12 protein-coding genes are annotated in these 12874 nt (G+C 60.2%); 5 read left to right on the forward strand and 7 right to left on the reverse strand.

Annotated features, from left to right (window positions below):
* Nucleotides 1-73: 73 nt before the first annotated feature.
* Together RRH01S_RS16040 and RRH01S_RS16045 are read left to right on the forward strand one after the other, a co-directional pair.
* Nucleotides 74-1657 (forward strand): GMC family oxidoreductase, encoded by a 1584-nt coding sequence (locus tag RRH01S_RS16040; protein ID WP_042473093.1) that lies wholly within the window; start codon nucleotides 74-76, stop codon nucleotides 1655-1657.
* A gap of 11 nt (nucleotides 1658-1668) precedes the next feature.
* Complete coding sequence (locus RRH01S_RS16045; protein ID WP_042472950.1) at nucleotides 1669-3171, forward strand: aldehyde dehydrogenase; 1503 nt, start codon at nucleotides 1669-1671, stop codon at nucleotides 3169-3171.
* An 80-nt stretch (nucleotides 3172-3251) separates the two neighbouring features.
* Here RRH01S_RS16045 and RRH01S_RS16050 read toward each other — a convergent pair whose 3' ends face one another.
* From RRH01S_RS16050 to RRH01S_RS16065, 4 genes are all read right to left on the reverse strand, one after another.
* Entirely contained in the window at nucleotides 3252-3665 is a 414-nt protein-coding gene (locus tag RRH01S_RS16050) for a hypothetical protein (RefSeq protein ID WP_042472953.1), read from the reverse strand.
* A 199-nt stretch (nucleotides 3666-3864) separates the two neighbouring features.
* The gene (locus RRH01S_RS16055) at nucleotides 3865-6933 is read right to left on the reverse strand and encodes an efflux RND transporter permease subunit (RefSeq protein WP_007698301.1); all 3069 of its coding nucleotides are present in this window, start codon (nucleotides 6931-6933) and stop codon (nucleotides 3865-3867) included.
* On the reverse strand, nucleotides 6930-8015 hold the full coding sequence (locus RRH01S_RS16060) for an efflux RND transporter periplasmic adaptor subunit (protein ID WP_042472956.1): 1086 nt from the start codon (nucleotides 8013-8015) through the stop codon (nucleotides 6930-6932). Before RRH01S_RS16060 ends, RRH01S_RS16055 begins: the two co-directional genes overlap by 4 nt.
* Nucleotides 8012-9091 carry an efflux RND transporter periplasmic adaptor subunit gene (locus RRH01S_RS16065; RefSeq protein ID WP_007698305.1) on the reverse strand — a complete coding sequence of 360 codons (1080 nt, stop codon included), beginning with the start codon at nucleotides 9089-9091 and terminating at the stop codon, nucleotides 8012-8014. Before RRH01S_RS16065 ends, RRH01S_RS16060 begins: the two co-directional genes overlap by 4 nt.
* Before the next feature lie 129 nt (nucleotides 9092-9220).
* Here RRH01S_RS16065 and RRH01S_RS16070 point away from each other — a divergent pair, with 129 nt between their 5' ends.
* Nucleotides 9221-9850, forward strand: coding sequence for a TetR/AcrR family transcriptional regulator (locus RRH01S_RS16070; protein ID WP_007698313.1), 630 nt, complete (start codon nucleotides 9221-9223; stop codon nucleotides 9848-9850).
* Nucleotides 9851-9939: 89 nt separating this feature from the next.
* On the opposite strand, the gene RRH01S_RS16075 is transcribed toward RRH01S_RS16070, so the two are convergent.
* On the reverse strand, nucleotides 9940-10467 hold the full coding sequence (locus RRH01S_RS16075; RefSeq protein ID WP_042472959.1) for a cytochrome b: 528 nt from the start codon (nucleotides 10465-10467) through the stop codon (nucleotides 9940-9942).
* Nucleotides 10451-10924 carry a MarR family winged helix-turn-helix transcriptional regulator gene (locus RRH01S_RS16080; protein WP_042472964.1) on the reverse strand — a complete coding sequence of 158 codons (474 nt, stop codon included), beginning with the start codon at nucleotides 10922-10924 and terminating at the stop codon, nucleotides 10451-10453. Before RRH01S_RS16080 ends, RRH01S_RS16075 begins: the two co-directional genes overlap by 17 nt.
* A 97-nt stretch (nucleotides 10925-11021) precedes the next feature.
* On the opposite strand from RRH01S_RS16080, the gene RRH01S_RS16085 reads away from it, so the two are divergent.
* On the forward strand, nucleotides 11022-11390 hold the full coding sequence (locus RRH01S_RS16085) for an antibiotic biosynthesis monooxygenase family protein (RefSeq protein WP_007698327.1): 369 nt from the start codon (nucleotides 11022-11024) through the stop codon (nucleotides 11388-11390).
* Nucleotides 11391-11443: 53 nt separating this feature from the next.
* Nucleotides 11444-11890, forward strand: coding sequence for an anthrone oxygenase family protein (locus RRH01S_RS16090; protein WP_007698330.1), 447 nt, complete (start codon nucleotides 11444-11446; stop codon nucleotides 11888-11890).
* Nucleotides 11891-11924: 34 nt separating this feature from the next.
* On the opposite strand, the gene RRH01S_RS16095 is transcribed toward RRH01S_RS16090, so the two are convergent.
* Nucleotides 11925-12839: a helix-turn-helix domain-containing protein gene (locus RRH01S_RS16095; RefSeq protein ID WP_007698333.1), complete on the reverse strand. Its 915-nt coding sequence runs from the start codon at nucleotides 12837-12839 to the stop codon at nucleotides 11925-11927.
* Between the last annotated feature and the right edge of the window lie 35 nt (nucleotides 12840-12874).

A 12874-nucleotide genomic window follows, 5' to 3' on the forward strand; every position in this document is an offset into this window, starting at 1 on the left:
CCGGCGGCGTCGAGCGCGCCGGCACGGGGCAACGCATGGCTCTTTGCCGATTTTCCAACGAAAGAATGGGATGATGTTCGATACGATCATTATCGGGGCGGGCTCAGCCGGCTGCGTGGCAGCCCATCGCCTGAGCGCGGATGCGAAGCGAAAGGTTCTGGTGCTGGAGGCCGGGCGGGATGCGCCGATTGCTTCCGATATCCCGTCCGACTGGGTGACGATGTTTAATACCGGCGCCGACTGGGGCTACTATACCGAGCCGCAGCCCGGCTGCCGGGGCCGCCGCATCTTCTGGCCGCGCGGTAAAATGGTCGGCGGATCCGGCGCGCTCAATGCCATGATCTATATTCGCGGCCTGCCGTCGGATTATGACGCCTGGCAGGAGATGGGCTGCACCGGCTGGGGCTGGAAGGACGTATTTCCGGCCTTCCTCGCCGCCGAGAACAATGCCGATTTCCAGGCCGACCACTATCACGGCAATGAAGGGCCGCTTCATGTCGCCAACGTGCCCTATGTCGATAGGCACGAGCACCTATGGCTCGAAGCCGCCCAGGTGGCGGGCTTCGCGTTCAACCCGGATTTCAATGGCGAGAGCCAAGAGGGGGCCGGGCTCTTCCAGTTCACGATCAGGAATGGCGAACGATGGGGGACCGGCAAGGCCTATCTGCGCCCCGTCCTCGACCGGCCGAACCTGACCTTGAAAAAAGGCGTTCTCGTCACCGGTCTGATTATCGAGAAGGGCCGTGTCATCGGCGTGAACTACCTGGTGAACGGCATTCCGGAGACATCCTATGCGGCCAGCGAAGTCGTCATGGCAGCCGGCGCCATCGGGACATGTCAGATCATGATGCTGTCCGGCATCGGCCCGGCCACGGAGCTGGAAGCGGCGGGCGTCACGCCGGTTCACGATCTTCCCGGCGTCGGCAAGGATCTGCAGGACCACCTCAATATCCCGATATCCTTCTACGCCAAGGAGCCGATGGGGATCGGGGCGTGGACAGAGGAAATCCTTGAAGACAGTTTTGCGGAATGGCGTGATCATCGAAGCGGCATCCGCACCTCGCCCTGGGTGGCGGCAGGTGCCCATGTCTGTAGTCGGGAAGGCGTCGAGCCGGATCTCCAGCTTTACGGCGCCATCAGCCCGCATCGCGACTATGCCCGGTTCCTCGGCGGTCGCTCCGGTATCACCGCCCATTGCGTTCTCCAGCGGCCGAACAGCCGGGGAGAGATCAGGCTGCGCTCGCCGGATCCCACGGAGCATCCGGCGATCGATCCGAAATACTTCGTCTCCAATCCCGACGGGACCGATCTTGCGACGATGATCGCCGGGGTGCGGATCAACCGCAATATCCTCGCCCAATCGCCGATAAGAGAGCTCATCGACTACGAGCTGTCGCCGAGCGCGGAGTGCGAGACGGATGCCGAGATCGCCGATTATGTCCGGGGGCATATGACGACGCTCTATCATCCCTCCAGCACCTGCCGGATGGGCGTCGACAGGTTCGCCGTAACCGATCCCGTCACGATGAAGGTGCATGGCCTCGAGGGCCTGCACATCGCCGATGCCTCCGCCATTCCGAAAATGGTGTCCGGCAATCTCAACGCGCCGACAATCATGCTTGCCGAGCGTGCCTGCCAGAAAATACTTGCGGCTTGAGGAGAACGAAAATGACCGCTGTTTCCACCCATGCGACCTGGCACCAGAAGGCCGAAAAATTGAAGCTCGAGGGCGGGTTGTTCATCGACGGCACGCTCCTGCCGGCAAGGTCCGGCAAGCTGTTCGAAAGCATCAATCCGGCGAACGGCGCGGTGATCGCCGAAGTGGCCCAGGGTGATGCCGCCGATATCGATCGTGCCGTGGCATCAGGCCTGAAGGCCTTCAAATCCGGTGTGTGGTCGCGAAAGGCGCCGCGCGAGCGTATGGCGGTGATGCTGCGCTTTGCCGATCTCATCGAGGCGCATCGTGAGGAGTTCGCGCTGATCGACACCATGGACATGGGCAAGCCGATCAGCGAGATGCTGAACGTGGACATTCCGCTGGCGCTTCTCTGCTTTCGCTTCACCGCCGAATGCATCGACAAGGTACAGGGAAGTGTGGGCGCGACCTCCCCCGATATCCTTTCCTACTTGCTGCGCCAGCCGCTCGGGGTTATCGGGTGCATCGTGCCCTGGAACTACCCGTTGCTGATGACCGCGTGGAAGATCGCTCCCGCACTGTCGGCGGGCAATTCGGTGGTGCTGAAGCCGGCCGAGCAGTCACCGCTGTCGGCTGTGCTGCTCGCGCGCCTTTTTGTGGAAGCAGGAGGCCCCGAGGGCGTGCTCAACGTCGTCAACGGCTTCGGGCCGGAGGCCGGCAAGGCACTCGCACTTCATCATGACGTCGAGAAGATCGCCTTCACAGGCTCGGTCGAGATCGGCAAGCTGATGATGGTTTATTCCGGCCAGTCGAACCTCAAGAAGGTCTCGACCGAATGTGGCGGCAAGTCTCCACATGTCATCATGGCCGACGCCACCGATCTCGAGGCGGCAGCCTCCTGGGCGGCCATGGGTATTTTCGGAAACCAAGGCGAGGTCTGCTGCGCCGGCTCGCGCATCCTCGTGGAACGCAAGATCCTCAAGGATTTCACGGACATCTTCCGTGAAAAAGCCGAAACGGGCTATCGTCCGGGCGATCCGCTGGACCCTAGCACCAGCATGGGGCCGCTGGTGGATTTCGGCCAGCAGAAGCGGGTGTTGAACTATATCGGCATCGGCAAACAGGCCGGCGCGGAATGCGTGCTCGGCGGCGGCATTCCGGCAGGGCTGGAAAAGGGTGCCTTCGTTTCGCCGACGATCTTCACCGGTGTCAACAACCAGATGACCATCGCCCGCGAGGAGATCTTCGGTCCTGTCGCCAGCATCATTGCTTTCGATGGTTTCGAGGAGGCGGTCTCGATCGCGAATGATACCAGCTTCGGTCTCGCCGCCGGCATCTGGACATCGGATCTCGGCAAGGCGCATCGTTTCGCGCGCGATGTGGAGGCCGGGATGGTCTACATCAACAGCTATATGACCGGCGACATGCAGCTTCCCTTCGGCGGCTGGAAGGAAAGCGGCAACGGCCGCGACAAATGCATGGATGCGCTCACCTCCTACACCCAGACCAAGGGCGTCTGGGCGACGATTGGGTAAGCGTATAATTACCGAATGGCAATCGGCGTTTCCGCACCATTTACATCTTACCGAATGTAGGAAGCGGAAACGTCCGGCTTTTACCGCGATACGGAATTCACGATGTTGCAAAGACCGGTTCGGACCGCATTGTTCGAGGTGACTTGGCCGGCCTGAATATCGAATATCGCGTCGACGCGCACTCCGGCGCCGATTTGACGTGCGACCACTCTAAGGGTCTGAATTCTGCCGGACCCCGTGGTTTCCTGATAGGCGTCGATGGCCGAAAGGTCCCGGTCGATCTTGATACCGGAAAATCCCTCTGCCGCAACGGCTTGGGCAAGCGTTTTCAGAACCGTTGCCGCCTTTGCCTTCGGGAGTTCCTGCCAGGTCTTGTAGCTGACAGCCGTGACCATCGGCACTCCGCTCGTCTTGAAATTGCTTTCGCACGAGGCGGCTTCGACCACGCCGGCCGACATGGCGAAAACAATCAGAATTCCAACAACTCGTTTCATGTTTACATCCCGAGCAATTTTTAGAATGTCGGGAATGTTGCAATAAATACGGTATTAGTAAAGTCAGTTTTTCGCTATGTGGTTGCGCCCATCCACCGCGAAGGATCATGGCCGATCCTTGGCGCATGGGCAGCGATATAGAAACTGGCAACAGACCCACGCCGCTCGAAAGAGCGCGGCGCGGGTCTGTTATCTTGGATTATGCGGATACTTCCGGTTCCTTGACTGCTTCTTCTCGCGGTATCCGGAACCATGCCACGTAAAGGGCGGGGAGGAACAACAGCGTCAGGGCCGTGCCGATGACGATGCCGCCCATCATGGCATAGGCCATCGGTCCCCAGAACACCTCTCGCGAAATGGGGATCAGGGCGAGCGTGGCGGCGGCGGCCGTCAGCATGATCGGTCGCATACGATGCTCGGTCGCCTCGATCACCGCATGCCATGCGCTGACCCCGGTTTCTCGCAGATGCTCGATCTGCACCACGAGGATGACCGAGTTTCGGATCAGGATGCCGATCAGCGCCAGCACGCCCAATATCGCAACGAAGCCGAGCGGCGCATTGCTCATCAACAGCGCGACGACCACGCCGATGAGGGCTGTGGGGGCGACCGCAAAGACCAGGAACAGCCGGCTGAAGCTCTGCAACTGGATCATCAGGATCGTCGCCATGATGAAAATCATCATGGGTGCAACGGCGGCGATCGGTCCCTGTGCCTTGGCGCTTTCCTCGACGGCACCGCCGACGACGATCGAATAGCCGACCGGCAATGTCTTCTCGAACTGCTCGACCTTGGCATCGAGCTGGCTGACGACCGTTGCCGGTTGGATCGCACCGACGACGCCGGCCTTGATCGTGATCGTCGGGATGCGCGCGCGACGCCAGATGGTCGGTTGTTCCAGCTCGTAGCGGAAGGTTGCCACGGCCGAGAGCGGGACCGCTTTACCGTTCGAGGCCGGCAATTGCAGGTTCTGGAGCGTTTCGATGGAACCGCGCTCTGCCGTCTGGGCACGCCCGATCACGTCGATCAGGTAGATGTCGTCGCGGATCTGGGTCGTGCTCGATCCTTCGACGATGCTGTTGAGCGCGGTGGCGATGTCTTCGGACGAAACGCCCAGCTGGCGCGCCTTGTCCTGGAGAACATCGATCTTGACGACGCGCGCCGGCTCGTTCCAGTCGAAGATGATGCCGGTCAGTGAGGGATTGCTACCCATGACGCCAGCAAAATCCTGAGCTATGCCGCGGACCTTCTGGATGTCCGGGCCGCTTATCCGGTATTGTACAGGCTTGCCGACCGGCGGGCCGATATCGAGCAGCTTCACGAAGGCGTCCGTGCCGGGGAAGGTCTTGTTGAGGTAGTCCTGCAGCTCCGCCCGCACCTTGTCGCGCACCTCCAGGCTCTTCGTGACGATGACCGTCTGGCCGAAGGTCACGTCCGGCGTCTGCACGTCGAACGACAGGATAAAGCGCGGTGCGCCCTGTCCGACATAGGTGGTCCAGTGATCGATGCCCGGGTTGTTCGCGAGCTTTTCACGTTCGAACTGGGCCATCTGCCGGTTCGTTTCGGTAATCGAGCTGTTGTGCGGCAGGTTCCAGTCGACGATGAGCTCCGGCCGGTCCGATGACGGGAAGAACTGCTGCTGCACGTAGCCCATGCCGAAGATGGAAAGGGCAAAGGCAAAGACGGTGAGGGCAATGGTTGCCCATCGGAAGCGCATCGCCATCGTCAGCAGTCGTGAAAACAGCGCGGCAAACCAGCCCTTTTTCTCGTGATGCTTCTTCATCGTCTTGGGCAGGATCGTCACCCCCAGCAATGGGGTGAAGAGAACCGCCACGATCCATGAGACGAGCAGAGACACCGCAATGACGACGAACAGAGTGAAGGTGAACTCGCCGGCGGCGCTGTCGTTGAGGCCGATCGGAATGAAGCCGGCGACGGTGACGAGCGTGCCGGTGAGCATCGGGAATGCCGTCGAGGTGTAGACATAGGTGGCGGCCTTGCGCAGGTCGTCGCCAACCTCCAGGCGCGCCACCATCATCTCGACCGCAATCATGGCGTCGTCGACCAAGAGGCCGAGTGCGATGATCAAGGCGCCGAGCGAGATGCGCTGCAACGAAATGCCCGAATAGGCCATCACGACGAATGTAATGGCAAGGACGAGCGGGATGGAGATCGCGACCACAAGACCGGCCCTGAGGCCGAGGCTGATGAAGCTGATCGCAAGCACGATGGCTATGGCTTCGAAGAGGGCGCGCGTGAAGCCGGAGACGGCCTCGTCGACCACGGCCGGCTGATCCGAGACGCGGTGAACATCGACGCCCACCGGCAGGTCGGCGACAATCTCGTCGACTTTCTTTTCCAAAGCCTTCCCGAATTCGAGCAGGTTGGCGCCCTGTTTCATGCCGATGGCAAGGCCGATCGCCGGCTCGCCGTTGACTCGGAAGAGCGAAGACGGCGGATCGACATAGCCGCGCTTGATCGTCGCGACATCGGTCAGCGGAAAGAAGCGGTCGTTGACCCTGAGGTTGATCGCCCGCAGGCTCTCTTCCGAGGAGAACTGCCCGCCGACCCTGAGCGCGATGCGTTCAGGCCCTGCCTCCACGAAACCGGACTGCGTGACGGCATTTTGCGCCTGCAGCGTCGAGATGATGGCGGAGCGGTCGATGCCGAGCGCTGCAATCTTGCGGGTCGAGAATTCCAGATAGACGGCCTCGTCCTGCGCGCCGATGATGTCGACCTTGCCGACATTCGGAACGGTCAGGATCCTGGCGCGCGCGTCTTCGACGCGGTCGCGAAGCTGCCTCTGGGTGAGCCCGTCACTGGTGAACGCAAAGATGTTGCCGTAGACATCGCCGAAACGGTCGTTGAAGAACGGACCCACCACGCCCGACGGGAAATCGCCCTTGATGTCCGCGATCATGTTGCGGACCCGGACCCAGGTGGCTTCGACATTCTTGGCTTTTGTCGTCGGAAGCAGCTCGACGAAGATGGTCGTCTGCCCCGCAACGGTTTCACTGCGGGTGTAGTCGAGGGACTCGAGCTCCTCCAGCTTCTTCTCGATGCGATCGGTCACCTGCTTGGTGACTTCCTCAGCAGACGCTCCCGGCCATTGTGCCTGGATGACCATGGTCTTGATGGTGAAGGAAGGGTCTTCTTCGCGGCCGAGCCCCATATAGGAAAACACGCCGGCAAGAATGAAGACGATCATGAAATACCAGACCATCGAACGATGTTCGAGCGCCCAGTCGGAGAGGTTGAAGGTCTTCAAAGCTGGTTCTCCTGCGTAAGTTTGACCTTCTGGCCGTCTGTCAGATGATGAACGCCTGCAATCGCGACATGGTCACCGATCTTCAGTCCGTCGAGAATCCGCACGCGGTCAGGATCGGTAAAGGAGCTGTCCAGGGTAACCGGTTTGCGGGATACCGTTGCGTTTTCCGTGTCGATCACCCAGACATTGGGCTTGCCGTCCTGCATCAAAATGGCGGTCGACGGCAGGGACACGGTGGGCTCGGCATTGATGACGGCGCTTGCGGTGATAATCGAGCCCAGGCGGAATGCGTCCGGCGGATTGCTGAGCGTGATCTTTGTCCGTCTTGTCCGCGTGGTTGCCTCCGATTCAGGGGCGATTTCACGGACGATGCCAGTGACCCGGATGGTGGGATCAAGTTGCAGGGAGATCTCGAAGGGCGATCCCGGCTTCAGCCCGTCGAGACTTGCCTCGGGAATGTCGATGACCGCTTCGCGCACGTCGGGGCGAGCGACGGTGAGGACGGTCTGTCCAGCGGAGACGACCTGGCCGACTTCCGCCGAGGTTGCGGTGACGACGCCGTCGAATTCCGCCTTCAGCTGGGCATAGCCAAGCTGTTCTTCCGCCTTTGCCAGATTGGCTTGCGCCTTGGCGACAGAAGCGACGGCCGATTTCTGCGCCTGCTCGGCGCTTTCAAGCGCTGCCTCGCTGCCCGATCTGGATTCGGCAAGCGCGCGCTGGCGTTCCTCCGATGCCGAAGCATTGGTCAGTTGCGCCTGGCTGTTCGACAGATCGGCACGGGCGCTGCGGACGGCAAGTTCGAGGGAAAGCGGATCGATGGCGGCGACCACCTGTCCCTTGGTGACGAGATCTCCGACATTGACGTCGCGCGCGATGACTCGCCCGAGGACGCGGAAACCAAGGTCCGTCTCGATCCTCGGCTCGATCGTTCCCGGCAGTTGCAGGCTGACGACCGGCACCGATTTGATGATGGTCGAAAGAACCGGCCGTACTTTCTGTTCTGCCTCGGCGGGTTTGCTGTCGCAGGACGATAGTGTCGACGCGGCCAGCAATAGCGACGCTGCAATCAAGGCGTTTCTCATTTCGCAGCCTCCTGGGAGCTGGCCACGCGCTGGCCGGCGCGCAGGAATTTGCCGCCTTCGGTGACGACGACCTCCTGCGGCTTCAGTCCGCCGCTGACCGCGAATTGTCCGGTTTCGTATTCGGCGACCTGAATTTTCCGCAAGGAGACTTCGCTCGTTGCGGGGTCGACGACCCATACCGCTGGCTGGCCGCTCGCCGAAGTCATGGCGCTCCATGGCAGAAGGATGGCTTCCGGCGACGGTTTGCTGAATGTTCCGGAAACGGCCGCACCAAGCGGCAAATCCCCGCCATTATCCAGCCCGACCTTGACCTTAATGGTGCCGGTCGAAGCATCGATCGTCGGCGATATCTCCCTGATCGTGGCGGTTACCTGCTTGGGTGTGCCAGACAGGAGGGTGACCAGGACCTGCTTGTCGGGTTGTTCCTTCAGAAACAGGGATTCGAAGACATTGAAAACCGCGTCGCGCGGACCGTCATGGGCAAGCGTGAAGACGGATTGTGCCGCCTGCGCCACCTGGCCGACTTCGGCGTTGCGCGCCGTGATGATCCCGTCCGCGTCGGCGCGCAGTTCCGTGTAGGAAAGTGCGTCCTTGGCGGTCTCGAGCTGAGCCTTTGCGGCTTCTTCGGATCCCTGGGCGGTCAGAAGCGCTTCATTGGCGGAATCATAGGCGGCGCGGGTCGTGACCTGGTTCTTGAAGAGGCTTTCCTGGCGGGTCGCGGCGAGTTGCGCCTGGGTGAGCTGCGCTTCGGCGGCCTGAAGGCTCGCCGTCGCAACGTCGACGTCGGCCCGCTGCTCCTCCGCATCGATCTTCGCCAGGAGATCGCCTGCCTTCACCTTGGCTCCGACATCGACGCTGCGCTCGATGATTCTGCCGCTGACGCGAAATGAAAGTTCCGACTCGATGCGGGCCTTCACTTCGCCGGTGACGGTTGTCTGTGCGGTGGGCTTGCTGAGCGTTGTCTCGATAGTTCGGACGTTTTGTGACGCCTGTACGGCGGGCGCGTCTTTCTGATCGCAGGACGATAGGGCCAGCGTCAGTGTGAGCAACCCCATGATGGGTGCTGATCTTTTCATATATCCCCCGAGCGCGGGTTTTTACGATTGCGCTTGTCCAATATTATTGACTGACTGACTAGTCAATGAAATAATCCGTTACAATTGAGATTGTTATATCAGATTTTCCTAAGAAAACGAGGAGGTTGCATGTCGTCGGAAAAACAACTCGGGCAGCGGGCGCAACGCAAGGCGCAGCGTCCTCAGGAAATTCTGGAAGCGGCCTTCGAGGAATTCGTGGAGCGTGGCTATGTGGCGACGCGCATCGAGGACATCGCCAGTCGTGTCGGCGTCACCAAGGGGACGATCTATTTCTATTTCGAGACGAAGGAGCGGCTGTTTGAGGAGATGATCCACCATATCTCCGTCCCATTTTCCGATATTAGCGCCGACGCGAAAAACTTGAGTGGATCCTATTCCGAAAGGATCAGTATGTTTATCCGCTTGCTTTACGATCGCATCGTGATGGACCGGAATACGCGAGAGTTGCTGCGCTTCGTCCTCACGGAGGGATCGCGGTTTCCGCAGGTGGTGGATCGCCATCATGAAGAATTCATTGTGCCGTTCAAGGAGGCGGCAAGGGATATCCTTGAAGCAGGTGTTGCCGCCGGTGAGTTTCGAAATGCGCCGGCAATCAGGATTCCGGATGCGGTACTAGGGGCGACCATGATGCTGTCCGTATGGCAGATGCTCTTTGCCGATCGCAAGCCGCAGGATGTGGAGGCGTTTTTCAAGGCACATGTGGATGTCATTCTCCACGGATTGATCGCAAAGGACTGAACTGGCTGCGAATGAGGCGGTCATCGATCGTCGGCTCTCAAGCAGGATCGCAGCCGCGCGGGGATTGAGGATATCCCTGACTGACCTGACTAGCCGCCGTACCACATCCGCCAAAGTAGCCCGTCGTGGCGAACGAACTGGTGGTAGAGGGCTGCTCCCGCGTGGAAAATGAGAAGCCCGACCAGCAAGAAGGCGCCCAGGCCATGTGGCGCGCGTGGCGGATAGTCGGTGAAATTTGGCAGCGCGGCGCCGGCTTCGCCAAAGACCGCTGGGGTGGCACCACTCAGGATCATCATGCCGATGCCACTGGCAATCATGCCAAGAATGACGATGTAGAAGGCGAGATGGACCCAGCGAGCGATGCGCTCCTGCCATGCGGGCGATCCCTTCATCGGAAGCGGCTTCAGATCGAACCGCCACCAGACGATGCGGAAGATGGTGAGAAACAGAACGACGATCGCCACCGGAATATGAAAACGCAGGAGACCGGCTTTGGCGGCGGCATCCATGGCATTGGTCGCCCGGAAACCGGAGCCGAGCAGAGCTAGGATCAGAATGGCGCTGATCCAGTGAATTGAGATTGCGACCGTGCCATAACGATCAAGTGTGCTCTTCATCTCCGTTTCCTTCCAGCTTGCTGCGCATCGCCAAAATGACCCTGTGCATCGTTTCGATATCCTCGATCTGAAGCCCGTCGGAGAGCTCGTTGGCCCACGGCGCCTGCAGGCGCATGGCGGCGTCGAATGTCTGCTTGCCCTTGTCGGTCAGCACCACGAGTTGCGCCCGCCGGTGATGCGGATTGGCTTCAAAGGCGATGAGCCCTTCCTTTTCCAGATCGTTGACGATGCGCTGAACGTTCTGGCGATTGGCTTCCATGTCACGCGCCAGCCATGCGACCGGCTGTGGCCGGTCGGCCGAGATGATCGCGCCGAGAATCTGCCAGCGGGCACTCGTCAGGCCAAGAGGGGCAACCAGCCTGTCGCCGGAGGCAAGAACGCGGCTGTTGAGCCTGAACAGGTCCAGGATCAGATCGGTCAAGGCAGTTGCGGCGGGGGTCAATTCGGTCTTGTTCATTTGACACCATATAATCAGTTTGACATCATAATGTCAATCATCTATGTGTGTGCCGCACCAGATTGACGCCATGTAACCATATCGAACGGAGTATGCCATGTCGCATATGCGTCCAATGGACCCCTCATTTCCTATCGAACGTCAGGTCGCGGTCGATGCCGCCCCCGTCATCCTCGTGAACGTCTTCACGCTCGATAAACAGGACGAACAGATCTTCCTCAAGGCATGGCAAGACGATGCGACATTCATGAAGCGGCAACCCGGCTTCATCTCGACCCAGCTTCACCGGGCGATCGGTGAAAGCCCGACGTATTTCAACTATGCCGTCTGGGAGACGATGGCTGATTTTCGCGCCGCATTTACGCATCCGCAGTTCAGGGAGAAGCTCTTGACTTATCCATCCTCGGCAGTTGCCTCCCCGCACCTGTTCCAGAAGGTCGCCATTCCGGGCATCTGCCTGGCGTAGACGCAACGTCAACCTCATCAAGATCGACGTAAAAAGAAACAGGAGAGAGGCCGATGCGGCTCCTATTCAACATTCTCGCCATCTCCGGCTCCGCAATGTTCGCCGGTGTCATGTTGGCGATCGGCGTGACGCTCGGAGGCTACTGGAAAAGCCTTCCAGCTTCCGACTTTCTAGATTGGTTCAGCCAGAACGGCCAGTTTGTCGCGCGCACGATTCCTCTTGCGGTCGCTCCTACCCTCATTGGTCTGGTCGGCTCTCTCTGGCTTGGCTGGAACGAGGGAGGAGCGCGCGTGTTTTGGCTAGGGGCGATCGCCTGCGTTGTGGCTGTTCTGGTTCTCACCATTGCCTGGTTCTTTCCGAGCAACGCGCAATTTGCCGTCAAGTCGGTTCCTCTCGATCAGGTCTCCGCACGGCTCGACACCTGGCTCATGATCCATAATGTACGGATCGTGCTTGCCGCCATGGCTTCGGTACTCGGCATTCTGGCGGTCGCACGCTGAGCGGCGGGCAAGCCCGAAGTTCAAAATGACGATGCTAGGCCGCCGAGGCTCCCTTTGTCGTCACCAGACCGAAGCCGCTGCGATATTTGGCCGGCGTCGTGGAAAAGCGCTCCTCGAAGGCTTCGTAGAAGCGCGACAGCGAGCCAAATCCGGATTCGAATGCGACTGCGGCCACCGGCAAATCGCTGGAGATCAGCAGGGACTGCGCGGTATCGAGCCGATGGCGCGTGATCGCCTGATTGACGGTTAGGCCCACGGTCTTCTTGAAGATCGACATGGCATAGTTGGGATGCAGTCCGGCCGCCGATCCGACATCGATCGCCGATATCTCGCCCAGCGCGCGTTCGGCGATGAAGCGGAGCATCTTTTCCACCCTCGGCAGGCGATCGGGATCCTGATTGCGCGAGGCTTCGATGGCGGAGCCCTGTTCCCGCAAGTCCTGCCAGCCCTCGCGGGCGATTCGGCGTATGCGGGCGACAAGCTCGTCGCGGACGATCTGTTCCAACTCCGGATCGCCTGACAGCAACTCCTCGCGCCATTTCAGAAAAACATCGCGGTCGTGTGCTCTGACGCTCAATGCCTCTATCAACCCGCCACGGAAGACGGCGTCGCGAAAGGTGCCCATGCTGTGCAGGTTGACGAGCACGGACATGGGGACATAGAGGCAGACGAAGTTTGCCGGCTCGGTGACGTCTACGACCTGGTGCGGGATCATTCCCCAGAAAAGGCAGAGCTGCCCTTGCGAGATCTGAAGCCTGCGGCCGTCGAACCAGTATGTGATACGGCCGTCCAGGACATAGTTGAGTTCCACCTGGCTGTGCATGTGCGGACCGCTCATCCGCCGCACGTCCAACCGCTCCCCGGCACAGAAGCGATGATCGCCGAAGACGACGAGAGGGTGGCGCGTCGGGCCGTCATGAACTGGAACTGACTCGTCTTCGATCAGCATTGCAAGAGTCTCCATTGCGGTCGCGATCTTAGAAA

Source organism: Rhizobium rhizogenes NBRC 13257 (genome assembly GCF_000696095.1).
Lineage (GTDB): Bacteria > Pseudomonadota > Alphaproteobacteria > Rhizobiales > Rhizobiaceae > Rhizobium > Rhizobium rhizogenes.